Raw genomic sequence first — 22,707 nt, 5'->3', positions numbered from 1 at the left:
TTGAATATTGTGCAGTCGCGGCTAAAGCCCCTCCCACAGTTCGGGCGGCTGCGGGCGGTATGCTTCAATCCTGCTCCGTTCGCGGCGGCCTGTTTTATCGCGGCTGAAGCCGCTCCTACACGCCGACGTTCAGCCCTAGCACCGTAGGAGGCGCTTTAGCGGCGAGCGGTTCCATCGTGGCGAAAGGCAAATAGTGTGTGCGCAGCGGCTCTTGAAGAGGTTAGGCGCCGGCGCAGGCAGTTTTGGTAGCCTTGTCTGATCGGCAGTACAGTTGCCCCTCTTTACGGAAACCTCGCCATGCCCCTGAGCCCCGACGAACTCGCGCAGATCAGCGCCCTCACCCTAGCCCATTACCAGAGCAGCGCCGAGGACTTTCGCGAGGGCACGCGCGACCATGATGTGAGCCAGAACATCGCCGCACTGCTGCGCCATATCGAGGGCGAGAAGCCCTGGCGCATTCTCGACTTCGGCTGCGGGCCGGGGCGCGACCTGCGTACCTTCAGCGGCCTGGGTCACGAAGCCGTCGGCCTGGATGGCTGCGCCGAGTTCGTCGCCATGGCGCGTGCCGACAGCGGCTGCGAGGTGTGGCAGCAGAGCTTTCTCGAACTGGATCTGCCGGCGGCGCACTTCGACGGCATCTTCGCCAACGCCAGCCTGTTCCATGTGCCGGATCAGGAACTGCCGCGCGTGCTCGGCCAGTTGCATGCAGCGCTCAAGGCTGGCGGCGTGCTGTTCAGCTCCAATCCGCGCGGCGAGAACCAGGAAGGCTGGAACGGCCCGCGCTACGGCAGCTATCACGATCTGGAACGCTGGCGCGCGCGGCTCACGGCAGTCGGCTTCGTCGAGCTGGAACACTACTACCGCCCCGCCGGTCTGCCACGCGATCAGCAGCCCTGGCTGGCCAGCGTGTGGCGGCGAGTCGGTTAGCGGCGAGCGATTCCATCGCGGCTGAAGCCGCTCCCACATTACGTGCCCAGGTTGTCGCCGGGCGGCCGCTCGGGCGAGAGGTAGCTGACCAGTTGCCGCGCATGGGACGACAGCGCTTCCCAGTCGCGCACACACAGGCGCAATTCACGGGTGGCCCAGACATCCTCCAGCATCACCACCGCCACCGGCAGTTCCTGGGCAAAACGGGTCGCGGCGACCTCGGGCAGCATGGAGATGCCGACGCCCTGCGCCACCAGTTGGGCGATGGCGTCGAAGCTCGGCGCACGCACGCGCACTTTCAGCGGCAAGGCATTGCGCACCGCCATGTGCTCGATAAAGCGCTGCATCGCGCGCTCGGCCGGCAGGCACACGAAGGGATAATTGAGCGCATTGCGCAGCGAGGCCGGACGCGGGCTGATCAACGCATGCCCGTGCGACACCAGCAGCACCAGGCGGTCGTTGCGAAACGGCAGCGACAGCAGGCCATCGGTGGGCAGATTGCCGTCGTACACGCCGATGTCGATGCGGCCTTCGCTGACGCCGCGCAGCACGTCCTGACTATTGTGCTCGGCCAGTTGCAAATCCACCTCCGGGTAGTCGGCCAGAAAGGGGCCGAGCGCTGCTGGCAGAAAGGTGCTGTTGGCCACGGTGGACGCCGCCAGGCGCAGGGTGATGCGCCGCTCGCCGCTGAGTTCCTGCAGGGTGTCGTTGAGCTGGCGAGCTTCCTTGAGCACGCCCTGGCAGGCTTCCAGCACCAGGCGCCCGGCTGGGGTCAGGCGCATGCCGTCGCTGCCGCGCACGAACAGCGTCAGCCCGCAGCGTTCCTCGAACAGGCGCAGGCGGGTGCTGGCCGCCGACACGGCGACAGGGAAGGTCGCTGCCGCCTTGCTCAGGCTGCCGGTGGCGGCAATCGCCGCGATCAGGCGCAGGTCGGGTAGGTCGAAATGCATTGAGCCTTCTCCAAAACAGAACACCTTCTTCGTTAAATTGCGATTCTGGCCGACTTGTTTTCCACCCAGAATAACAGCTCACTCCCCTGCCGCAGCCCTGCTCATGAATACCATGACCGCCTCGTACCGCCGCAGCCTGGAGAGCGGCGTGCTGTTCGCCGTGCTCTCGGCCACCGGTTTCAGCCTGAAAGCCGTGTTCGTCAAACTCAGCTACGCCGCCGCGCCGGTGGACGCCATCACTGTGCTGAGCCTGCGCATGGGCCTGGCGCTGCCGCTGTTCGCCTGGCTGCTGTGGCTGAGCCGGGGCACCGGGCAAGCGCGCTTGTCGGCCAAGGACTGGGCGCACGTTCTGCTGCTGGGGATGCTCGGCTACTACCTGTCGAGCCTGTTCGACTTCTACGGCCTGCAGTACATCAGCGCCGGGCTGGAGCGGCTGATCCTGTTCACCTACCCGACGCTGGTGCTGCTGTTGCAGATGCTGGCGATGGGCGAGCGACCAGGCCCGCGCACCTTCCTCGCCCTGGGCCTGTGTTACCTGGGCCTGAGCATCGCCCTGGTGCATGACATCCGCGTGGAAGGCGACAGCGAGCAGATCCTGCTGGGCGCCGCCTGGGTGTTCGCCAGCGCGGTGACCTATGCCCTGTATTACCTGGGCACCGGCGTGGTGATTCGCCGGGTCGGCTCGATGCGCCTGGCGGGGCTGGCCGGCGGTTCCTCGGCGGTCATGGTGTTGATCCACTACGCCATCGGCGGTGACCCGACGCAACTGGCGAACCTGCCGAGCGAGGTGTGGCTGTACGGCGCGCTGATGGCGCTGTTGTCGACGGTGCTGCCGATCTACTGGCTGGCCCTGGCCGTGCAGCGCATGGGCGCCAGCCATGCCGCCATGTTCGGCAACCTCGGCCCGGTGCTGACGCTGTTCGCCGCCTGGGTGCTGCTCGGCGAGGCCATCACCCTGTACCAGATCGCCGGCCTGGCGCTGGTGCTGCTGGGCGTCTCGCGCCTGTCGGCGAGCAAGCGCAAGAGCACTGAGGCAAGGGCATCGTCCAGTCACCCGGATGCAATCCGGGAAGACCGTACAAGCTAACCCCCTCCGGGATGCGCCGCAGGTTATGGCGCGCATGGCCTCGTTGCTCGCGGCGATTATGAGTCGAACAATCGCTATATACAAAACAACACAACGAGGTAGGATTGCCACACCTGGCCCACCCCGACCTCAAGTGTTCGTCCAAGAACAACAAGGACTCGCCCATGCTCAAGCCCCTCAAGCACAGCCTGCTAACACTCGGCCTGCTCTTCGCCAGCGGCGCCATGGCCGATGAGGTCAAGGTGGCGGTGGCCGCCAACTTCACCGCGCCGATGCAGGCCCTCGCACCGGCCTTCGAAAAGGCCACTGGGCACAGGCTGGTGGCCTCCTTCGGCGCCACCGGGCAGTTCTATGCGCAGATCAAGAACGGCGCGCCGTTCGAGGTGTTGCTCGCCGCCGACGACAGCACCCCGGCCAAGCTTGAGCGCGAAGGCGAGATCGCCCCTGGCTCGCGCTTCACCTACGCCATTGGCGGCCTGGTGCTGTGGTCGGCTGACCCCGCTTACCTCGATGGCACAGACGCGGCGCTCAAGGCCGGGCAATTCAAGCACCTGGCCATCGCCAACCCGAAAACCGCACCCTATGGCCTGGCAGCCACTCAGGTGCTGGCCAAGCTGGGGCTCAGCGATACGCTCAAGGGCAAGCTGGTGGAGGGACAGAATATCTCCCAGGCTCAGCAGTTCGTCGCCACCGGCAATGCCGAGCTGGGCTTTATCGCGCTGTCGCAGGTATACAAGGACGGCAAGCTCAGCAGCGGCTCGGCCTGGCTCGCGCCCGACACGCTGCACGAGCCGATCCGCCAGGACGCGGTGATCCTCAAGCAGGGCGCGCACAACCCGGCCGCCGCCGCACTGGTCGAGTACCTCAAAGGCGCGCAGGCGGCGCAGATGATCGAGTCCTTTGGCTATAAACTGCCGTAGCCATCTGCCCGAGCCTGCCCCGGATTGCATCCGGGCTACGCGTGCCACCGGAAACCGCCCATGCCACTGTCGAAAAACGATCTCGATGCCATCCTGTTGACCCTGGAGCTGGCCTCGCTGACCACCGTGCTGCTGCTGATCATCGGCACGCCCATCGCCTGGTGGCTGGCGCGCACCGACTCCTGGCTCAAGCGCCCGGTCGGCGCGCTGGTGGCGCTGCCGTTGGTGCTGCCGCCGACGGTCTTGGGCTTCTACCTGCTGGTGAGCATGGGGCCCAACGGATTCTTCGGCCAACTGACGCAGAGCCTCGGCCTGGGCACCTTCACCTTTACCTTCGGCGGCCTGGTGATCGGCTCGATCTTCTACTCCATGCCCTTCGTCATCCAGCCGCTGCAAAACGCCTTCGAAGCCATTGGCCGTGCCCCGCTGGAAGCCGCTGCCACACTGCGCGCAGGCCCGTTGGACGCGTTCTTCAGCGTGGTGCTGCCACTGGCGCGGCCCGGCTTCATCACGGCGGCGATCCTGGCCTTCGCCCATACCATCGGCGAGTTCGGCGTGGTGCTGATGATCGGCGGCAACATCCCCGGCAAGACCCAGGTGGTGTCGGTGCAGATCTACAACCATGTCGAAGCGATGGAGTACGCCCAGGCGCACTGGCTGGCGGGTGGCATGGTGGCGTTTTCCTTCATCGTGCTGCTGGCGCTGTACAGCGGGCGCAGCGCCAAGGTGAGGGCCTGGTGATGTTTGGCTTCGGCACAAGCGCCCCCCAGACCGTGGCCGATGACGGGCGCATTCACGCACGTTTTCGGGTGGCGCACCCCGGCTTCACCCTGAATGTCGACCTCGACCTGCCTGGGCGCGGCGTCAGCGCGCTGTTCGGCCATTCCGGCTCGGGCAAGACCAGTTGCCTGCGCTGCTTTGCCGGGCTCGATCGCCCGCAACACGGTTATCTGCAGGTGGCAGGCGAGCGCTGGCAAGACAGTGAGCGCGGCACCTTCGTGCCCGCCCACCGGCGTGCCATCGGTTATGTGTTTCAGGACGCCAACCTGTTCCCGCACCTGAGCGTACGGCGCAATCTGGAGTACGGGCAGCAGCGCATTGCCGCCGCTCAGCGCAAGGTCGCCCTGGATCAGGCTCTGGAGCTACTGGGCATCGGTCATTTGCTCGAACGCATGCCGGCGGCGCTGTCCGGTGGCGAGCGCCAGCGTGTCGGTATCGCCCGCGCGCTGGTTACCAGCCCACGCCTGCTGTTGATGGACGAGCCGCTGGCCTCGCTCGATCTCAAGCGCAAGCAGGAGGTGCTGCCTTACCTGCAACGCCTGCACGAGGAGTTGGATATCCCCGTGCTCTACGTCAGCCATGCGCCGGATGAAGTGGCGCGCCTGGCCGACCACTTGGTGCTGCTCAATGAAGGCCAGGTACGTGCCAGCGGCCCACTCAAGGAAATCCTCCTGCGACCCGATCTGCCCTTCGCCAGCGAGGACGATGCCGAAGCGGTCATCGACGGCCAGGTTTGCGCTCACGATGCCACCTACGGCCTGTTGCACCTGCAGCTCCCCGGCAGCGCAGCGCACTTGCGCCTGCCCCATGCGCCAGTGCCAGACGGGCAGGCCGTGCGGGTGAAGATCAAGGCGCGCGATGTCAGCCTCAGCCTGCAACGGGCCGAGGGCAGCAGCCTGCTCAACCTGCTGCCGGTGAGCGTGGAGAGCTGGCAGATGATCGGCGCCCAAGCCCTGCTGACCCTGCGCCTGGGTGAGCAGCGGCTGCTGGCGCGGATCACTCGGTACTCCTTCGATCAACTGGGCATCCGCGAGGGGCAGGCCATCTGGGCGCAGATCAAGTCGGTGTCGCTGCTGGCGCCGTAACCCCGACATAGCGTTACCCGCCTCACGAGCCCGCCGCTGTCACTGCACGATCACAGAAATCACCTGGTTTGAGTGACCTATAACGCCACTTCCCATCCATGTGCCGCCTCACATCGGCACATGCTGGCTTATTGCCCAAACTTTCTGGCAAGCCTGCACCTGGCAACTAACCTTATCTCTCGTCAACACGGTTGGGAGGTGTGATGGGCCATAGACGGGCTGGCCAGCCTGACGACGCACCCCATAACTCAATGGAAGGACTCCATCATGACTCAACACCACAACACTGCAGGGCGCCACTCATTCAAACCGAACCCGGCCAAGACGCTCGCCAGCAGCATGCTGCTGTGCATGGCCACCCTTCTCAGCGCTCAGAGCCAGGCCAGCGAGGCAACGACGACTGAAACCAAGCCCTACGCCGTCCAGGTAGCGAGCTGCCCGGTTGATCCCACATGGATCACCAACCCGTCCTTACCGACCGAAGTGAAGAAAAGCGGCGCCGATGGCAGCTCCAACTTCTGCGACTTCTACCAGTTTTCCACGCAGGCTTTTCTGTACCTAATGTCCCCCGCCAAAGACGGCTCGGGGCGTAACTTCCAGCAGCAGAGCCAGTTCCACGTACTGGAGTTCGAGGGCGACAAGCCCGGTAACTCCTGCGACGACAAAGTGACCGGCCTGACCCTGCGCGCCAGCGTCGACAAGAGTGCGCCGGGGTCGTCCATGTCGACCGGCCAGGCGGGCAGCCATGCCTCGATCTATGCCCAGGACGGCAACGTCATCTATTACCAAGTGCGCTTCAACAAATCGCTATGCGACCTGACCGGCAGTGCCGTCGAACAGCAAAAGCAAGGCATCAAGAACTTCCCGGCAGGCACTTACGAGCTGAAGTTCGCCTGGAAGCCGCTGTCTGAAGCCGAAGTGAAAGCCAACGACTTCGTCATGCAAGAAACCACCTTGAACGACAAGCCGGTGACCCTGGGCCTGGTCGGCATGCACATGGCCATCGCCACCCAAGATCACCCGGAGTTTGTCTGGGTAACCTATGAGCACAACCGCAACAGCCCTGACTGCAATGCCAGCGTCGACCAGAGCAAGACGACCTGGACCTTTGCCAACCCCGCATGCACCGCAGGCTTACCCGGCACGGCAGGCGAGAATGCGGCCTGCCAGTTCAACAAACCGCCGAAAAACACATCGAGCCCAAGCGGCGCTGCAACCAACATCTGCCAGGTTCACCCCTATGGCACGGCTAGCACGGATAAAAATGCCAGCGAGAATATCTCCGACATTCAGCAGCAAAATGCCGACATGCAGATGGCCGTGACAAGTAAAGGCGACGCCTCCATGCAAGTGCTGAATAACTACTTCACGGTCGGCGCCCTGTGGGTCAGCGATATCGGCCAGAGCTCGGGCGGCGTGGGAGTGCCCAACGAGCGCGGCTCGCTGCGCCTGGCCAACACCGTGGCGGAAACCGACTTCCAGAACGTGGACATCGACAGCAAGAAGTTCATCAGCAACTGCTTCGGCTGCCACAACTACGCGGGTACCAGCACCCAAACCAGCAACAACATCACCAGCCAGGCGCTCAGCCATATCTTCCAGGACATCGTCATCGGCAAGGGCCTGAGCGTCGATGTCAGCGCTGGCCAACTGATTGCCGACAACAGCAAGGCACCGGCCATCTGTGGCGGCATACCGGATACGCCGCAGAAGAAAGGCACACCAGGCGTTTGTAAAAACAGCGCCAGCTACCTGAAATGGAATGGTCAGTGGACCAACATCAACAGCAGCGCGGGCTCCGTCTGTGGCTGCGAGGTCAACACGCAGTAGCGCATACTGGCCGTGGCCGCTTATGCGGCTGCGGCCATCACACCGCCTCGCGGCACATTCGCTCATCCCTGGCCGGGCAACTGCAGATGCTCGGGACGAATCTCCTCGTTCCCCGCCAGCAGCAGGGCGAAATGCATGACGTTCTCCAGCTCACGCGTATTGCCGGGCCAGCCATGCGCCTTCAGCAACGCCTGAGCCTGCGCGCTGATACCGGCGATGCTCAAACCCAAACGCTGGGCGTGAATCCCCAAAAAGTATTCGGCCAACGGCAGGATATCCCCGGCCCGCTCGCACAACGCCGGGAACGCCAGCAGGCCGTCACACAGATAGGCGTACAAACGCTCATCAAAAGTACCGGCGGCCACTGCGCGGGCCAGGTCGATGCTGCTCGCCGCAACCAGGCGCACATCCACCGGCAATGCCTGGCGCGCACCGACGCGATACACCTCACGCGTTTCCAACGCGGCCAGCAACTTGCCCTGCAGCGCGCGCGGCAAGTCGGCGACTTCATCGAGATAAAGCGTGCCGCCATTGGCCGAGCCGAACCAGCCGGCACGACTGCTGGCCGCACCGACATGCGCGCCGCCAACATGCCCGAACAATTCAGCCTCGCCCCATTGCGGGCTGAGCGCCGCGCAGCTCACCGCCACGAACAACCCTGAGCGCTCGCTCTGACGATGGATATAACGCGCCAACAGCTCCTTGCCGGTCCCCGTGGCGCCGACAATCAGCAGCGGCTGGCTACTCGCCGCCAACGCCTCGGCCTGTGCACGCAAGCGCTGCGAACGCGCATCAACGAACACCAGCGCCTTGGCGCGAATGCTCAGCGGGCTTTTATCGGAGTCGGCAAAGGTCAAAGGCAGGCCCGACGCGACGCTCATGGCATCACGCTCCATAACCGCCCACTCCAGCAGAGGCGCAGGCCGCAATAAAAAGGAAGCGGGTGGTTGCCTAACCCATTCCCGCTCCAAGCATTCATGCCCACCGCCTGTGCTGCCGCTCGATGCGCTGCTGCAGACGATAGAGATAAGCGAAACCCTGCTCCCAATAGTGATGCCCGGATTTGACATTGATATGACCGGCGCCCTTGAGGATCACGGCATCACTGCCCCACTGGCGCGCCAGCTCGATAGCCCGCGCGGCACTGGCGGCAGCATCGTCGTCGGAGCCGACCAATTGACTGGGGAAGGGCAACAAGCCCGTGGCAATCGGCGCGAAGTTCTGCAACGGCGCGGGGCAACCGGCTCGCTCGACATCGGCCGGCGCCACCAACAAGGCCCCCTGCACGCGGCGCAGCAGCTCGACCGGCGCCCGCTGCGCCCAGTGCGCGACAGTGATGCAGCCCAGGCTATGGGCAATAAGAATGGCCGGGCGCGGATCGGCAGCCACGGCAGCGTTCAGCGCGGCGACCCAATCCTGGCGTCGAGGGGTGTTCCAGTCACCTTGTTCGACCCGCACGCTGTTCGGCAGGCTGCGTTGCCAGTGGCTTTGCCAGTGCTCCTCGGGTGAGCCCTGCCAACCCGGCAGGATCAGATAACGGATTGCTTCGCTGCGCATGACCGGCGCCTCCTGAACGTCGTATGGCGGCAGTCTAGGCGCCAGAGAATCAATACAAAAAGAATAAGAACTTATTTACTTATTCCACAAAAAAAGGCACGCATATTCTATAAACGAATATAAATGTTCTTAAAGATTCTTTTTAAGAATATCAGCTTCTGCCTATTCTCCGCTCCACACCAGCGTCGCCGCCTTGCCCGCAACGCGGCCTCAACCACAAGGAGCCTGGATATGAGCGCCACTCTGAGAACCCTGGAAGGCCAGGATGAAGCCGTCATCCTGCGCGAGATCCAGACCGCCCTGCAGGGCCTGAAATTCGGCTCGGTGGAAATCACCGTGCACAACGGCCAGGTGGTGCAGATCGAGCGCAAGGAAAAGATTCGCCTGCAGCAACCCAACCACAAAACCAGCTAACCGCCCCCTCATGATGCAGCCCGACTGGACAACCAGAGGGCTAGAACACACGCCAACACAAACATTGCGCCTTTAGGAGCTGCACCATGTCCATTCGCCGTTTTGCCCTGGCCGCGCTGGCCAGCACCCTGCTCGCCGGGCCAGTCGCCGCCGAAACCCTGCTCAACGTCTCCTACGACCCAACCCGCGAGCTGTACGTCGAGTACAACGCTGCCTTCAACAAGTTCTGGCAAGCCAAGGGCCAGCCGGCACTGACCATCCAGCAATCCCACGGCGGCTCGGGCAAACAGGCCCGTGCGGTGATCGACGGCCTGCGCGCCGACGTGGTGACCCTGGCGCTGTCCGGTGATATCGACGCGCTGAACCTCAACCAGCAATTGATCGACCCGAACTGGCAGACGCGCCTGCCGGACAACAGCACGCCGTACACCTCGACCATCGTGTTCTTGGTACGCAAGGGCAACCCGAAAGGCATCAAGGATTGGGGCGATCTGGTCAAAGATGGCGTGCAAATCATCACCCCGAACCCGAAAACCTCCGGCGGCGCACGCTGGAACTTCCTTGCTGCCTGGGCCTATGCGCGGCAGCAATACGGCAGCGAAGACAAGGCCCTGGAGTTCGTCACCGAGCTGTACCGCCATGCCCCGGTGCTCGATACCGGCGCGCGCGGCTCGACCATCAGCTTCGTCCAGCGCGGCCTGGGCGACGTGCTGCTGGCCTGGGAGAACGAAGCCTATCTGTCGCTGGCCGAAGAAGGTGGCGACCAATTGGAGATCGTCACCCCGTCGCTGTCGATCCTCGCCGAGCCGCCGGTGGCGGTGGTCGATGCCAACGTCGACCGCAAGGGCACCCGTGAAGTGGCCGAGGCCTACTTACAGCACCTGTACAGCGAGGAAGGTCAGCGCATCGCCGCGAAGCACTTCTACCGCCCGCGTAACGAGAAGGTCGCCGCCGAGTTCAAGGATCAGTTTCAGGATTTGAAACTGGTGACCATCGACAAGGAGTTCGGCGGCTGGAAGCAGGCGCAGCCCAAGTTCTTCGCCGATGGCGGCGTGTTCGACCAGATCTTCAGCAAGATCAACCAGTAGCCTGGGTAGAGCGCAGCGAAACCCGGGAAAGTCCGGGCTTCGCACCTGATCGTTAGCAACGGAAGAAGTCTCCATGTCTCGTCGAACTTCCCCGGTCATACCCGGCTTCGGGCTGACCCTGGGCTACACCCTGATCTACCTGGCGCTGATCGTGCTGATCCCACTGGGCGCCATGTTCGCCTACTCGCTGCAACTGAGCGCCGAGCAATGGTGGGATCTGCTGAGCAGCCGCCAGGTGCTGTTCTCGCTCAAGCTGTCGTTCGGCACCGCCCTGCTGGCGGCGCTGCTCAACGGCATTCTCGGCACCATCATCGCCTGGGTGTTGGTGCGCTACACCTTCCCCGGTCGGCGCATCATCGATGCCATGGTCGACATGCCCTTCGCCCTGCCCACCGCCGTGGCCGGCATCGCCCTGACCGCGCTGTACGCGCCTAACGGCCTGATCGGCTCGCTGTTCCCGTTCAAGATCGCCTACACCCCGCTGGGCATCACCCTGGCGCTGGTGTTCGTCACCCTGCCGTTCGTGGTTCGCACGCTGCAACCGGTGCTGGCCGACATCCCCAAGGAAGTCGAGGAAGCCGCCGCCTGCCTCGGCGCCAAGCCCTTGCAGGTGTTCCGTCACGTACTGCTGCCGAGCCTGCTGCCCGCCTGGAGTACCGGCTTCGCCCTGGCGTTTGCCCGTGGTGTCGGTGAATACGGCTCGGTGGTGTTCATCGCCGGCAACATTCCGCTGAAAACCGAGATCCTGCCGCTGTTGATCGTCTCCAAGCTGGATCAGTACGACTACCCCGGCGCCACCGCCATCGGCGTGATCATGCTGGCGGTGTCGTTCTTGCTGCTGCTGTTGATCAATCTGCTGCAACGCCGCATCCAGCCCACTATCTAAGGAGCACGACATGAGCCTTGCATCCCTTGGCCGCAACGCGCCTGCGCGCCCGGCCAAACGGTCGGTCGGCGCCATCATCCTGATCGGCATTGCCTGGGCGGTCTTTGCGGCGATCCTGCTGCTGCCGCTGTACATGGTGGTGACTCAGGGCCTGAGCCGTGGCCTGGCGTTTTTCTGGGGGGCGATCCGTGAGCCGGACGCCATCTCGGCGCTGAAGCTCACCCTGCTGGCCACGGCCATCGCCGTGCCGCTGAATCTGGTCTTCGGCCTGGCCGCTGCCTGGGCGGTGACCAAGTTCGAGTTTCCCGGCAAAAGCATTCTGGTGACGCTGATCGACATGCCGTTCTCGGTTTCGCCCGTGGTCGCCGGCCTGATCTACGTGCTGCTGTTCGGTTCGCAGAGCGTGCTCGCGCCGTACCTCGACACGCACAACCTGCAGATCGTCTACGCCGTGCCCGGCATCGTGCTGGCCACCACCTTCGTCACCTTCCCCTTCGTCGCGCGCGAACTGATCCCGCTGATGGAGCAACAAGGCACCACCGAAGAAGAGGCCGCGCGCCTGCTCGGCGCCAACGGCTGGCAGATGTTCTGGCATGTCACGCTGCCCAACGTGAAATGGGCGTTGATCTACGGCGTGGTGCTGTGTACCGCCCGCGCGATGGGCGAGTTTGGCGCGGTGTCGGTGGTATCCGGGCATATCCGTGGCTACACCAACACCCTGCCGCTGCATATCGAGATTCTCTACAACGAATACAACATCGTCGCCGCCTTCAGCGTCGCGATCCTGCTGCTCGCCATGGCCCTGGTCGTACTGCTGCTGCGCCAATGGAGCGAAGCACGCCTGAGCCGTCAGCTACACGCCAACCGAGAAGACTGAGCGCCGTTGCGCCGCCAGACAGCGGCCCGGCCCACGGAGTATTAGTCATGAGTATCGAAGTCACAGGCGTCAACAAGCAGTTCGGCCAGTTCAAGGCGCTGAACGAGATCAACCTGAGCATCCAGAGCGGCGAACTGGTCGCCCTGCTCGGCCCGTCCGGCTGCGGCAAGACCACTCTGCTGCGCATCATCGCCGGCCTGGAAAGCCCGGACAGCGGCCATATCGGCTTTCACGGCGAGGATGTTTCCGAGCACGACGTGCGTGATCGCAACGTCGGCTTCGTGTTCCAGCACTACGCGCTGTTCCGCCACATGACGGTGTTCGACAACGTCGCCTTCGGCCTACGCATGAAGCCCAAGCGCGAGCGCCCGAGTGAAGCGCAGATCGCCGAGAAGGTGCACGAGTTGCTCAACCTGGTGCAGCTCGATTGGCTCGGCGACCGCTACCCGGAGCAGCTCTCCGGCGGCCAACGCCAGCGTATCGCCCTGGCCCGCGCCCTGGCGGTGGAACCGAAAGTGCTGCTGCTCGACGAACCCTTCGGCGCACTGGATGCCAAGGTGCGCAAGGAGCTGCGCCGCTGGCTGGCGCGCCTGCACGAGGAAGTGCACCTGACCAGCGTATTCGTCACCCACGACCAGGAAGAAGCCATGGAAGTGGCCGACCGCATCGTGGTGATGAACAAGGGCGTAATCGAACAAATCGGCACCCCCGCCGAGGTCTACGAGCACCCGGCCAGCGATTTTGTCTACCACTTCCTCGGCGACGCCAACCGCCTCTACGTCGGTGGCGACCACCATGTGCTGTTCCGCCCGCACGAGGTGGATCTGTCCAACGCACCGAGCCCGGAGCACAAGGCCGGCGAAGTACGCGACATCCGCCTGCTCGGCGCCATCACCCGCATCACCCTGAAAGTCGAAGGCCAGGACGAACTGATCGAAGCCGAAGTGGCCAAGGATCACCACAGCCTGAACAACCTGGGGCGCGGCACCACGCTGTACTTCAAACCCAAGGGCGGCAAACCGGTCAGCGCTCAGGCGTAGCACTTCCCAGGGCAGGCGTAGAGTGAGCGTAGGGTGGGCGTAGGGTGGGCTTCAGCCCACCAACTACACGAGAGTTCAACCTTTATTGGTGGGCTAAAGCCCACCCTACAAAGCTCGCCGCCCGGCCCACCCTACGAAGCTACAAAGCCGCAATCGCCATGATCGCCTGGCGGCGCTGACGGCCGACCTGCTGCAAATCGATACCCAGCACCTGCTCGCCGGCCGGGCGCGCGCCCAGACCATGGCGGCACGCCCAGCGTCAGCGAGCAGTGCGGCAATCGAACTGAAACCCGGCGCGTATTCCATAATTCACCTCATGACGAAACATGGCGTGCAACAAATGTGGATACTGGCAGGCAACTTCAGCCAGAGCCAGAGAGAAAGCCGATGCTCACCGTGATCGTCGAAGTCGAGAGCAAGTCCGGCCAGCAGCAGGGAACAACGTGATGACAGAGCACCTGCCGTTGATTCTCGCCACCTTCCTGCTCGCCGGCATGATCAAGGGCGTGGTCGGCCTCGGCCTGCCGACCATCGCCGTCGGCCTGCTCGGCCTGGTGATGGCGCCACTACAAGCCGCCGCGCTGCTGATCATCCCGTCGATGGTGACCAACATCTGGCAACTGTGCGACGGCCGCAGCCCACTGCCGATGCTGCGCCGTCTGTGGCCGATGCTGCTGGGCATCCTGCTCGGCACGCTAGTGGTCGCCGCCTTGCTGCCACGCCTTGATCTGCCTGGCGCAACGCGCTGGCTGGGCGTTGCGCTAGTGGTCTATGCCGGACTTGGCCTGGCCAAGGTGCAATTTCGCGTCGCCGCGCGGCAAGAACCCTGGTTAGCGCCGCTGATCGGCGCCATCACCGGAGCGATCACGGCGGTCACCGGCGTCTTCGCCCTACCGGCTGTCCCCTACTTACAGGCCATCGGCCTGGAGAAAGACCACCTGATACAGGCCCTGGGACTGTCGTTCAGTGTCTCCACCTTGGCCCTGGCGGTTGCCATCGGCCACAGCGGCGAACTGCTACAACCAGCAGTGCTAGGCCTCTCGGCACTGACACTGCTCCCCGCCCTACTGGGCATGGCCGTCGGCCAGTGGCTGCGTAAACGCATCAGCGCAGAGCGCTTCAAACGCTGGTTCTTCATCGGCCTGCTGCTGCTCGGCGCCAACCTAGCACTGCGCGGGCTGAACTAAAAACCACCCACGGACAGATTGATTGTTGGCTACCTGTGATGTGGGGAAATAAATCGGTCACCTTTTCGCTGAATAAACTGGCGCGAGGTAATACGCTGTACCTCAAGCGTAAGGGCGACAAGCCCTCCGATGGGAGGCGATATAGCGATTTGGGCGATGTATTAGCTCAAGGCTGGAAACGGCGCAGTTTACCCAGAGAGTAACCCAATGCTTCCAGAGTAGCGTGGAGTGTCTGGCTGTATTGGTCCAACTCTGCCTTCGATAGCTTAAGCGCCAGGCGCCACTGCTTGCCCTCGTTATCCTCGATAACCAGGCCACGGTCGCGGCTAAACAGCCAACCTTGCTGCTGGTATGACGCCACCGAGGCAATTTGCTTGCGTAGCAGCTTTTCCTCCCAGATGACTTGGTTGTCACAGAGCACGCGCAAATACATGCCATTGCGCCGCAACTCGATTAATGGATCACCACTGCGCAATGGATCTTTCGATCCGTTCATCCAGTAGATCAGCCCACCGACGAAAACACTGACAACCAATGAGAGCAGCAACTCCTTCCCGCCATTGAGCTGGAATAATCCCATAAAGGTTAAACCGAAGGTCATCAGCGTCGAACTCCAACGAATGGCACTGGAATGGTCAGATACACCATGACGGTAGATACGTTCTAGCATTTGTTTATCGAGACGTAGGCTCATATTCATTCCTTGAAATAGATGTTCGTTCTATAGACCCGAATTGGACGCTAGACTCGCGATGGTCTCTCGCACAATCTAGGCTCTATTGCAGATTGAGCGTTGCGGACCGCGTCATTTGACCTGGTCGTCAGTCATCAGCCCCGCCAAATATTACGAAACCAGCTATATGAAGATTCCACAGTTGATTGGCGAAAGGTGTGGCAACGGCGAAGCCAGGTAATTAACTCGCCCGCCCGGAAAGCCCTGGCTATCCCCTGCCTTGTGTGGCTTATCCAGGCCGGGTGGGGTGGTGGTTTGGGTGTCAGCGGTTTGCGGCACTGGCCCGTTTCCTATCGGTTGCAGTCATGCGCCCCACCTCGGCCATCAAATCGAATATCGAACCCTGTGGATGGCGTTGGCGCAGGTTGGCCAGCAGCTCGCGTTGCCTGAGCAGATCGGCGCTGGGTTTGGCCCATTGCTCGGGGGGCAGGGGCTCTGACCAGGCACGCATGGCTTCGGGAACGTTGCGTTGGTGCATGCGCTTGACCCTGCCTATGTCCCACTCGGTGAGGTGGAAGGGCAACGTCCACAAGGTGCATAGATGGTAGAGATACCAGCCAAGCACATACCACTTGCCGACCTCGCCTTCGCGGTAGCGGCGGCGCATGCGCTCTCTGGCGTTGTAGAAAGTGTGCAAGCCCTCATGGGGTGGGTCGTCCGGGCCTTGCAGGTCGAAGGGATCCTGAATGTCCTTGAGGCTATGGATCTCGTGATCCATATAGGCGCGAATGGCTTCCCAGTTGCCGATGGCCATACCCAGGCCGCTGGTGGCGAACTCCAGGGTGTAGTCCTGCCCGCTTGGGGCATGGTGAAAACCCACGCCCATGGCGAACTGACTTTGAACACCGTACTGCGTAACCCCACGCGCCTCGATTACCCAGGCGGAAACCTGTTCCCAAGGGACGAAGATGGGCTCGGTATGGCCCTCTGGCACAAAACAGACTTCACGACGTTGGCGGTTGAAGCGCGATGCAATTACGGTTTTGTGTTGAATGTGATTGTGCCACCAGATGGTTAGGGCGAGGGCTAGCATTGCTAGTGTGCCCATTGAGCCTATTTTTAGCCCCTCCTCGAACATCCCGACGGTCATTTGCCATGTGTCGAGAAGCGTTCCACCGATCAATGGGGTCAGAAGGGCAATCAGAAGAGGAAATAGGATGCCTGGCATGATAATGCCGACGGAAAATGGGCCGCCTAGCCTTAGTTGCCAGCCAAATACAGGTGGCAAGCCAGTACCAAAGCTTAGGTAGGTGTCATTCACCTCACCGATGGCATGGGCATAGTCATGGGGAGGCTCACCCGTTGGCAGTGGTAATGGGGCCAGGTAGCTAACCCGCCCACCAGGGAAGCCCTGGCTATCCCCGGCCTTGTGTGGTTTATCCAGGCCCGGTGGGGTGGTGGTTTGGGTGTCAGCGGTTTGCGGCACTGGCCCGTTTCCTATCGGTTGCAGCCATACGCCCCACCTCGGCCATCAAATCGAAGATCGAGCCCTGTGGATGACGTTGGCGCAGGTTGGCCAGCAGCTCGCGTTGCTTGAGCAGTTCGGCGCTGGGTTTGGCCCATTGCTCGGGGGGTAGGGGCTCTGACCAGGCGCGCATGGCTTCGGGAACATTGCGTTGGTGCATGCGCTTGACCCGCTTTATGTTCCACTCGGTGAGGTGGAAGGGCAGCGTCCACAGCGTGTAAAAGTGGAAAAAGTACCAGCCAAGCACATACCACTTGCCAACTTCACCTTCGCGGTAGCGGCGGCGCATGCGCTCACGGGCGTTGTAGAAAGTGTGCAGGCCCTCATGGGGTGGGTCGTCCGGGCCTTGCAGGTCGAAGGGATCCTGAATGTCCTTGAGGCTATGGATCTCATGATCCATATAGGCGCGAATGGCTTCCCAGTTGCCGATGGCCATGCCCAGGCCGCTGGTGACGAATTCCAGGGTGTAGTCCTGCCCGCTTGGGGCATGGTGAAACCCCACGCCCATGGCGAACTGACTTTGAACACCGTACTGGGTAACCCCACGCGCCTCGATTACCCAGGCAGATACCTGTTCCCAAGGGACGAAGATGGGCTCGGTATGGCCCTCTGGCACAAAGCAAACTTCACGGCGTTGGCGGCTGAAGCGGGTGGCGATAACGGTTTTGTGCTGGCGATAGTTATATAGCCACACGCCCAGAGTTAATGCGAGAAGCGCCGGTGTACCTATCAGGCTAATTTCTAGGCCAGCTTCAAGTGCTCCTGTTGCCATTTGCCAAGTATCTAAGAGAGTTCCACCTACTAAAGGGGTTAGTATGGCTGCGAGAATAGGAGATAGAAGGAGTGGCATGACAACGCCCACGAAAAATGGGCCTGCTAAAGTCATCTGCCAACCAAATACAGGCGGCAAGCCAGTACCAAAACTGAGGTAGACGTCATTCACCTCACCGATGGCGTGGGCGTAGTCATGCGGCGGCTCACCCGTTGGCAGTGGCAGCGGGGCTACGTAGCTGACCCGTCCGCCCGGAAAGCCCTGGCTATCCCCGGCCTTGTGCGGTTTATCCAGGCCGGGTGGAGTGGTGGTTTGGGTGTTAGCGGTTTGCGGCATCTTGGGCATCCAGTAATAGCAAAGGGTCGATCTGCAGCCTGGCTGCGGGCTGACCTTGAATGGTTGCCTGGCTGGCGGGATATTCGCCCGGCTTATTGGGCGCAAGGCGAATGGTATGGCGCTCTTCACGATACTGGCCGCGCTCGTTGCGGCGTTCGACCCTTAGCTCCAGCAGCAGTTCTTCCTGGGTGTACCCGCCAATGGCTGCGTCCATGGGCTGTGGACGTTCGACCCGGAGTGCCAATGGGGAGCTGGCGGCCAGTTCCAGCCCCAGCTCATGGAGCGGGTGCCAGCTGACCATGGACTCCCCTTTTTCATAACGCACGGTGCGGATGCGATAGGCGCTGAGGCTCAGGCGTGCGGCGGGTTGCCCGGCAAGGGGCTGTTCCAGTTCTGCCTGGCTCAGGCCTGGGAACGCCAGGCCGATATCGATACGTTTGGGTGGCAGCAGCAAGTCGCGCCACCAGCTATCGTGGCTGCCATGGGTAACGATTACCGAGGGCCGTTGAATCACCCCGAGCAATGCCTGCTGGTAGGTCTCCAGCGTATAGTCCTTGCGCTTTTGCGCATCCTGGCTCCAGGGCGTGCTGAGCAGCCAGTCGTCATGGGCGTCGGTATTGTTGCGGTTGTACCACCAGGTGCCCCCCAGCTCCAGAGCGGTAAACAGGGCGCCAGCGATATTGAAACGGAAGAAAACGCTTGCCAGACGCGGGCCGGCCAGTGCCCAGGCGGCTTGTCGAGTGGCGAGCGTTTTGACCACGCGTACTTGCCAATAAGCATGGGCTGTATGAGCGACCCCATAAGCATTGGCTCCTAGCATTCCGCTTGAGCCTGCCAAAGCGGTAGCAGCCCCGTACATCGCCTGGGCATTGCCGCTTTGCACGGCTCCCGACCATTCGCTGTAGTGTGTTTTGCTACTAATTAAAGATGCAATTGCTCCGGCACCGTATGCAAAAAGACCAAGGTTGACGTGCAGTTTCCCCATCTGTACGCGAGTGGCCGTTAACGCGTGATCCTGTAACCCTTTGGCTAGCTGTACCGTTCTGGCCTCAAGTGCCGTATTGGCAATGGATTGAGCGGCAGCAAATCCAGCAGCGCCGGTAGTCATAACGGCGCCAATGAACGGCATGAGGTCTTTTTTATCGGCTGGCTGGCTCAGAGTCCCCCTCGTTACCTGCACCAAATTCACCAACTGCGCCACAAATACCGCCAGCCCCACGCCGTCACCCAGCTTGCCGAGGGTGCCGGCAGTGCCGTAGCCATTGCGAATATTGCGCAGCCCTGTCGCGACTTCCTGCAGCTCGGCTGGGGGCAGGATCAGGGTGATGCCGGCGCGCCCAGGGGCTGCGCCCGCCACACGCATGCTGTTCTGTGGTAGCTCGGCGATAGGGCTTATGGCTGCCGCCAGACGGGGCTCGAGAATATCGAGCTGGGTGCGAACCCTGTCGATCTCGAGCTGCAACGCGCGTGCGCGCGGTGCTTTATGGCCATTGTCGGCATTGCTGATGACCACTCCCCGCTGCTTCTTGAGGTGCTTGAGCTCCGCGCGATTGTCCAGCACTTCTTTCAGGTCTTCTATCAACGCGGCCTTTTCCGCCTCGCTGGCGACGGCGAAGGTCAGGCCTTCACGTTTCGCCGCGTCGAGCAGTCGCTTAGGCAGGGCTTTTGGCAAACGGCGAAACAACTCGTCGAGATCCGGTACCTTCTGTTGCCCCACTTCCTCGAAGAAGGTCTGCATGGCTTTGCTGATGCCAAAGCTCAAGGCGGGGTCGAGCGTGGACAGAGCGCTATGCCCCAGGGCTCGGGTCGTTTCAGGCAGCTCGTCGAGTGCCGGGATCTTGCCTTGCTCGATTTCGTTCAGCTTGGCCAGCCAGTGGTCGATGGCGACAGCGGCGCCATAGGTGGACAAGCCCAACAGCGCATACTGCGCTGCCAGTTCGCTTTGGGTATTCAGCGGTAAGGTGTGGAACAGCGGGCGGTCGTACTGAGGCTTTTCTTCCAACCAGGCATGGAGTTTTTCATTGGCGGCATCACAGCGGCCGATATCCTTCAGGCAGGCATATTGGGTTGCGAATGCGAGGCCAACCTGCTCGGCCTGCTGGGCATCGTAATACCAGGCCGCGCGATGAAAGCGCAGTTCGGTGGTCATGTTCGTGCGGTCGGCACTGATCCGCTCCAGCAGCGCGTCCCAGCGTTGCAGCTTGGCCCGATTGGTGGTCAGAAAGGCCTCCATGGCGGGGCGGTCGATCAGGTCATTGATGCCACGCTGGCCCAGTTTCGCGCCATTGAGTGCATCTCTGATCTGGCGATTGTGCTCTTTCTTGAGCCGCTTCAGGGTGTCGTAATGTTTTCTGACGAAGCCGCTGTTGGCGCCTGCCAAGACCTGGTTGGCGTAGTAACGCTCGATCGCCGTGTTTAGCTCGTCCACGATTCCGTAGGCATTGATTCTGGTCGCTCTGGAACGAATCTCATCCAGTTCGGCTTTCAAGTCTGGAGGCAGGTTCGGATCGCTCGGGCTCGGGTGGCGGCCGCTGTCGCTATCGCTGTTGAGGTAGTCGAGAACTGCTTGGCGAGTATTGCCTTGATCAGGCTCCGGTAGTTGCTGCAGGTCATCCAGCATCGCCTGAGCATCAGCGTCGTCCAGCATGGACAATTCGTCAGGGCTGATTTGCGTCCGCGATTCGATATAGCAGGCGATCATGTAGTCACGTTCGTTGGCGCCTGGTTGCGTGCCACCCTCACGCCATTCGCCGATCCAGCCGACCACCTTGTCCTGAAATTGTGCCAGGTCGCGCATGACGCCAATATCGTCGCGCAGCACCAGAAAGAGTGCGTCATGCTCGTATGCTGGCAGAATCTTGGCCGTCAACTCACCGATATGGGTGTCACGGAACTGTGCAGGGTCTTCCCAGACATAGTCCTGAAGTTCCTCCGGGTGCGGTTCTACCAGGGCGGGACGGTTCTGGTGATCGGGGTAGGTTTGCTGACCCTGCTCATCACGATGAACCTTGTTCTGGACGACTTCAGCCAGCCATTTTTCCGTCTGCTCACGCGTCAGGAGGTGGGTGCCGCCCCGTTTGGGATCGGCCTGTTTCAGATCCACCCGCTGCATGAAATAGTCGCGATCCTCCTGGCTGGCCAGCACCTGCGTGCATTTGCGTGCTGTCCATTGCAGTTCTGAGTAAGCCACATGCAGTGTACTGGATCTTGGGAAGATCAAATGCGGCTCGCCAATGGCGTTGGTACGCGTATCGGCACGAACTTCGGCATCCTTCCACAGCAGTTTGGTAATGGCGCCTTTTTCGATCTGGTACTCGTGGAGATAACCCGTGCCGCTGTCGATGATGTAGAGAAAACCATCGCGTACAAGGCGAATGCCCAGAGGCCGGGTTTTCAGCGTGAAAGGCACTGGCAGCTCAGAGGATGGATCGACCCATTCGGTCAGCCCGTAGCGCAGTGGCAGCAGTTGCACTTCTGCCTTCATCAATGGGCATGTGCTGGTGGCCGAACGGCTGTCGCTACAGGAGGCCGCCTTGGCTGCCAGGTTGGCGTTATTGCGAGGAGGTGTCTGCGCTGTCATGAGGTCATTCCTTGTCTCTGCGTGGCGCGCTGCTCTGCCAGGTATGCAGCTTGCTCGACTCGTTCTAGCGGAAGGCGTGGCGAAGAGGCTTTGAGCAGTTGAGCGATGTCCGAATGCTGTTCCAGTGCGGCTTCGCCAAGAAAACCGAAAATATTGGCGAACAGGAAAATTTCTCGCTCGGCACACAGGTTGAGCTGGTAAGCCTTATTGGCCAGTGCGCGTAGGTGTCGATGACGCTCGATGCCATGGAGTGCCGCCTGGTATTGGGGAAAGAACGTCCGGAGGTGTTCATCCAAGGCCAGGATCGTTTGGCGGAAGCTGACTTCTTCGAGCGCTGCCACCTCCGTGTCACTCAAGCGGTAAGGGTGACTATGATCCTTGGCGGGCTTTGTATTCGGGGCATGGTGCACATGCCAGTTCGCTTCTACGCCATCGGGTATGCAGAGGTGCTCGATCGGGCCGAAAAATAAGGGGTTGCCAATACTGAATAGCGCGTGAGCTACGGCTGGATCCGCCTGGCGCAGGATGAAAGCCTGTTGCGCTGTGGTTTGCACTTTTACAAGCCAGCGCAAATGCTGGGTAACTTCATCGAGCGCGGCGCTGGTGAATATCAGGTAACCCCATTCCTCGGTTGCGTTGGCAAGGAAGGCTTGCAGGACGGGATCGCCTGGGCTGTCAATGGCGATCAGGCAGGGAGAGAGCTCGTTGAGTTCGCTCAAGTCCGTTCCGAGATACAGCGGCTCGAAATTCGGTTGTTCCGACCACTGATAGAGCTTTTGCGGAAGGTTCTCCACGCTTACGCCATCGAGCAACAAGTAGCAGTTGCTATGCCAAGGCAGGTCATGGGGCAAGGCGTTCATATTCTCAGACATTTCCGGCCCTCGCCTTGGCTGCCTCGCAGATGGCGCAGAGTGGTTTTTTCTGCAACAACGCCTGCTTCTGCGCTGGCACGAGCAACTCACCCGCCTTATCCGCATCCGCCGGCTTGGCTGCACCCGGCAGGATGGGCGCCGCCCCCGAGCCATTGCCCGCTGCACCACCGGAGTTGACCTTGATCACCGGCCCCACCAGCGTTGCGCCGCCGCCGTCGAGTTTGATGAAGCTGCCGCCGCCTTTGAGGGTCAGTTCGCTGCCGGCTTCGAGCACCACTTTCAGGCCGCTGGAGAGGTGGATTTCCTGGCCAGCCTTGATGA

General features: G+C 61.8%; 20 protein-coding genes and 2 pseudogenes. 12 read left to right on the top strand and 10 right to left on the bottom strand.

Translation table 11 applies throughout. The annotated features are described in order from the left end of the window. Positions 1-297: 297 nt before the first annotated feature. Entirely contained in the window at positions 298-927 is a 630-nt protein-coding gene (locus AERO9A_RS00105) for a bifunctional 2-polyprenyl-6-hydroxyphenol methylase/3-demethylubiquinol 3-O-methyltransferase UbiG (protein WP_159969895.1), read from the top strand. 38 nt (positions 928-965) lie between these two features. Here AERO9A_RS00105 and AERO9A_RS00100 read toward each other — a convergent pair whose 3' ends face one another. Continuing rightward, on the bottom strand, positions 966-1,877 hold the full coding sequence (locus AERO9A_RS00100; protein WP_159969894.1) for a LysR family transcriptional regulator: 912 nt from the start codon (positions 1,875-1,877) through the stop codon (positions 966-968). 103 nt (positions 1,878-1,980) lie between these two features. Between AERO9A_RS00100 and AERO9A_RS00095 the strand changes: the two genes are divergently transcribed. The 5 genes from AERO9A_RS00095 to AERO9A_RS00075 all read left to right on the top strand — a co-directional run bounded on the left by AERO9A_RS00095 (position 1,981) and on the right by AERO9A_RS00075 (position 7,579). After that, on the top strand, positions 1,981-2,964 hold the full coding sequence (locus AERO9A_RS00095; protein ID WP_159969893.1) for a DMT family transporter: 984 nt from the start codon (positions 1,981-1,983) through the stop codon (positions 2,962-2,964). Between the two features lie 164 nt (positions 2,965-3,128). Next, on the top strand, positions 3,129-3,884 hold the full coding sequence (gene modA / locus AERO9A_RS00090) for a molybdate ABC transporter substrate-binding protein (protein ID WP_159969892.1): 756 nt from the start codon (positions 3,129-3,131) through the stop codon (positions 3,882-3,884). 60 nt (positions 3,885-3,944) lie between these two features. Then, entirely contained in the window at positions 3,945-4,625 is a 681-nt protein-coding gene (gene modB / locus AERO9A_RS00085; protein WP_159969891.1) for a molybdate ABC transporter permease subunit, read from the top strand. Next, positions 4,625-5,749 (top strand): molybdenum ABC transporter ATP-binding protein, encoded by a 1,125-nt coding sequence (modC, locus tag AERO9A_RS00080; RefSeq protein ID WP_159970657.1) that lies wholly within the window; start codon positions 4,625-4,627, stop codon positions 5,747-5,749. Before modB ends, modC begins: the two co-directional genes overlap by 1 nt. Positions 5,750-6,016: 267 nt before the next feature. Further along, entirely contained in the window at positions 6,017-7,579 is a 1,563-nt protein-coding gene (locus AERO9A_RS00075) for a mannan-binding protein (protein ID WP_218580119.1), read from the top strand. A gap of 62 nt (positions 7,580-7,641) precedes the next feature. On the opposite strand, the gene AERO9A_RS00070 is transcribed toward AERO9A_RS00075, so the two are convergent. Both AERO9A_RS00070 and AERO9A_RS00065 read right to left on the bottom strand, forming a co-directional pair. Next, the gene (locus AERO9A_RS00070) at positions 7,642-8,460 is read right to left on the bottom strand and encodes a sigma 54-interacting transcriptional regulator (RefSeq protein ID WP_159969890.1); all 819 of its coding nucleotides are present in this window, start codon (positions 8,458-8,460) and stop codon (positions 7,642-7,644) included. Between the two features lie 94 nt (positions 8,461-8,554). After that, positions 8,555-9,136 (bottom strand): alpha/beta hydrolase, encoded by a 582-nt coding sequence (locus AERO9A_RS00065; protein ID WP_159969889.1) that lies wholly within the window; start codon positions 9,134-9,136, stop codon positions 8,555-8,557. Positions 9,137-9,367: 231 nt separating this feature from the next. On the opposite strand from AERO9A_RS00065, the gene oscA reads away from it, so the two are divergent. The 5 genes from oscA to AERO9A_RS00040 all read left to right on the top strand — a co-directional run bounded on the left by oscA (position 9,368) and on the right by AERO9A_RS00040 (position 13,441). Continuing rightward, a complete protein-coding gene (oscA, locus tag AERO9A_RS00060; protein WP_159969888.1) occupies positions 9,368-9,550 on the top strand; it encodes a sulfur starvation response protein OscA in 183 nt (60 codons plus the stop codon). A gap of 86 nt (positions 9,551-9,636) precedes the next feature. Next, positions 9,637-10,638 carry a sulfate ABC transporter substrate-binding protein gene (locus AERO9A_RS00055; protein ID WP_159969887.1) on the top strand — a complete coding sequence of 334 codons (1,002 nt, stop codon included), beginning with the start codon at positions 9,637-9,639 and terminating at the stop codon, positions 10,636-10,638. Between the two features lie 73 nt (positions 10,639-10,711). After that, positions 10,712-11,524 carry a sulfate ABC transporter permease subunit CysT gene (gene cysT, locus AERO9A_RS00050; RefSeq protein ID WP_159969886.1) on the top strand — a complete coding sequence of 271 codons (813 nt, stop codon included), beginning with the start codon at positions 10,712-10,714 and terminating at the stop codon, positions 11,522-11,524. Between the two features lie 10 nt (positions 11,525-11,534). Further along, entirely contained in the window at positions 11,535-12,401 is an 867-nt protein-coding gene (gene cysW / locus AERO9A_RS00045) for a sulfate ABC transporter permease subunit CysW (RefSeq protein WP_159969885.1), read from the top strand. 47 nt (positions 12,402-12,448) lie between these two features. Further along, positions 12,449-13,441, top strand: coding sequence for a sulfate/molybdate ABC transporter ATP-binding protein (locus tag AERO9A_RS00040; RefSeq protein WP_159969884.1), 993 nt, complete (start codon positions 12,449-12,451; stop codon positions 13,439-13,441). A 213-nt stretch (positions 13,442-13,654) separates the two neighbouring features. Here AERO9A_RS00040 and AERO9A_RS22600 read toward each other — a convergent pair. Beyond that, positions 13,655-13,747: pseudogene (locus tag AERO9A_RS22600) on the bottom strand (transcriptional regulator); the annotation flags it as partial. A 140-nt stretch (positions 13,748-13,887) separates the two neighbouring features. Here AERO9A_RS22600 and AERO9A_RS00035 point away from each other — a divergent pair. Further along, a complete protein-coding gene (locus tag AERO9A_RS00035; RefSeq protein ID WP_159969883.1) occupies positions 13,888-14,628 on the top strand; it encodes a sulfite exporter TauE/SafE family protein in 741 nt (246 codons plus the stop codon). 166 nt (positions 14,629-14,794) lie between these two features. Here the strand turns inward: AERO9A_RS00035 and AERO9A_RS00030 are convergent, their stop codons facing one another. From AERO9A_RS00030 to AERO9A_RS00005, 6 genes and pseudogenes are all read right to left on the bottom strand, one after another. Beyond that, positions 14,795-15,322 (bottom strand): hypothetical protein, encoded by a 528-nt coding sequence (locus tag AERO9A_RS00030; RefSeq protein ID WP_159969882.1) that lies wholly within the window; start codon positions 15,320-15,322, stop codon positions 14,795-14,797. Between the two features lie 301 nt (positions 15,323-15,623). Continuing rightward, a complete protein-coding gene (locus tag AERO9A_RS00025; protein WP_256665810.1) occupies positions 15,624-16,787 on the bottom strand; it encodes a hypothetical protein in 1,164 nt (387 codons plus the stop codon). Next, positions 16,771-17,598 (bottom strand): hypothetical protein, encoded by an 828-nt coding sequence (locus AERO9A_RS00020; protein ID WP_256665809.1) that lies wholly within the window; start codon positions 17,596-17,598, stop codon positions 16,771-16,773. Before AERO9A_RS00020 ends, AERO9A_RS00025 begins: the two co-directional genes overlap by 17 nt. Before the next feature lie 319 nt (positions 17,599-17,917). After that, on the bottom strand, positions 17,918-21,514 hold the full coding sequence (locus AERO9A_RS00015) for a toxin VasX (protein WP_159969881.1): 3,597 nt from the start codon (positions 21,512-21,514) through the stop codon (positions 17,918-17,920). Next, positions 21,511-22,386, bottom strand: coding sequence for a DUF4123 domain-containing protein (locus tag AERO9A_RS00010; RefSeq protein WP_159969880.1), 876 nt, complete (start codon positions 22,384-22,386; stop codon positions 21,511-21,513). Before AERO9A_RS00010 ends, AERO9A_RS00015 begins: the two co-directional genes overlap by 4 nt. Continuing rightward, positions 22,379-22,707: pseudogene (locus AERO9A_RS00005) on the bottom strand (DUF2345 domain-containing protein); the annotation flags it as partial. The pseudogene AERO9A_RS00005 and the gene AERO9A_RS00010, both read right to left, overlap by 8 nt.

The sequence above is a fragment of the Pseudomonas sp. 8Z genome (genome assembly GCF_902506535.1).
GTDB lineage: Bacteria > Pseudomonadota > Gammaproteobacteria > Pseudomonadales > Pseudomonadaceae > Aquipseudomonas.
Note: the sequence above shows the minus strand (reverse complement) of the source record. Positions and strands in the feature narration are given on the sequence as shown.

What these genes read in the sequence shown, in the direction of transcription:
- AERO9A_RS00105 (WP_159969895.1), top strand. Translation starts at nt 298, where the DNA reads ATGCCCCTGAGCCCCGACGAACTCGCGCAGATCAGCGCCCTCACCCTA.
- AERO9A_RS00100 (WP_159969894.1), bottom strand. Translation starts at nt 1,877, where the DNA reads ATGCATTTCGACCTACCCGACCTGCGCCTGATCGCGGCGATTGCCGCC.
- AERO9A_RS00095 (WP_159969893.1), top strand. Translation starts at nt 1,981, where the DNA reads ATGAATACCATGACCGCCTCGTACCGCCGCAGCCTGGAGAGCGGCGTG.
- modA (WP_159969892.1), top strand. Translation starts at nt 3,129, where the DNA reads ATGCTCAAGCCCCTCAAGCACAGCCTGCTAACACTCGGCCTGCTCTTC.
- modB (WP_159969891.1), top strand. Translation starts at nt 3,945, where the DNA reads ATGCCACTGTCGAAAAACGATCTCGATGCCATCCTGTTGACCCTGGAG.
- modC (WP_159970657.1), top strand. Translation starts at nt 4,625, where the DNA reads ATGTTTGGCTTCGGCACAAGCGCCCCCCAGACCGTGGCCGATGACGGG.
- AERO9A_RS00075 (WP_218580119.1), top strand. Translation starts at nt 6,017, where the DNA reads ATGACTCAACACCACAACACTGCAGGGCGCCACTCATTCAAACCGAAC.
- AERO9A_RS00070 (WP_159969890.1), bottom strand. Translation starts at nt 8,460, where the DNA reads ATGAGCGTCGCGTCGGGCCTGCCTTTGACCTTTGCCGACTCCGATAAA.
- AERO9A_RS00065 (WP_159969889.1), bottom strand. Translation starts at nt 9,136, where the DNA reads ATGCGCAGCGAAGCAATCCGTTATCTGATCCTGCCGGGTTGGCAGGGC.
- oscA (WP_159969888.1), top strand. Translation starts at nt 9,368, where the DNA reads ATGAGCGCCACTCTGAGAACCCTGGAAGGCCAGGATGAAGCCGTCATC.
- AERO9A_RS00055 (WP_159969887.1), top strand. Translation starts at nt 9,637, where the DNA reads ATGTCCATTCGCCGTTTTGCCCTGGCCGCGCTGGCCAGCACCCTGCTC.
- cysT (WP_159969886.1), top strand. Translation starts at nt 10,712, where the DNA reads ATGTCTCGTCGAACTTCCCCGGTCATACCCGGCTTCGGGCTGACCCTG.
- cysW (WP_159969885.1), top strand. Translation starts at nt 11,535, where the DNA reads ATGAGCCTTGCATCCCTTGGCCGCAACGCGCCTGCGCGCCCGGCCAAA.
- AERO9A_RS00040 (WP_159969884.1), top strand. Translation starts at nt 12,449, where the DNA reads ATGAGTATCGAAGTCACAGGCGTCAACAAGCAGTTCGGCCAGTTCAAG.
- AERO9A_RS00035 (WP_159969883.1), top strand. Translation starts at nt 13,888, where the DNA reads ATGACAGAGCACCTGCCGTTGATTCTCGCCACCTTCCTGCTCGCCGGC.
- AERO9A_RS00030 (WP_159969882.1), bottom strand. Translation starts at nt 15,322, where the DNA reads ATGAGCCTACGTCTCGATAAACAAATGCTAGAACGTATCTACCGTCAT.
- AERO9A_RS00020 (WP_256665809.1), bottom strand. Translation starts at nt 17,598, where the DNA reads ATGGCAACAGGAGCACTTGAAGCTGGCCTAGAAATTAGCCTGATAGGT.
- AERO9A_RS00015 (WP_159969881.1), bottom strand. Translation starts at nt 21,514, where the DNA reads ATGACAGCGCAGACACCTCCTCGCAATAACGCCAACCTGGCAGCCAAG.
- AERO9A_RS00010 (WP_159969880.1), bottom strand. Translation starts at nt 22,386, where the DNA reads ATGTCTGAGAATATGAACGCCTTGCCCCATGACCTGCCTTGGCATAGC.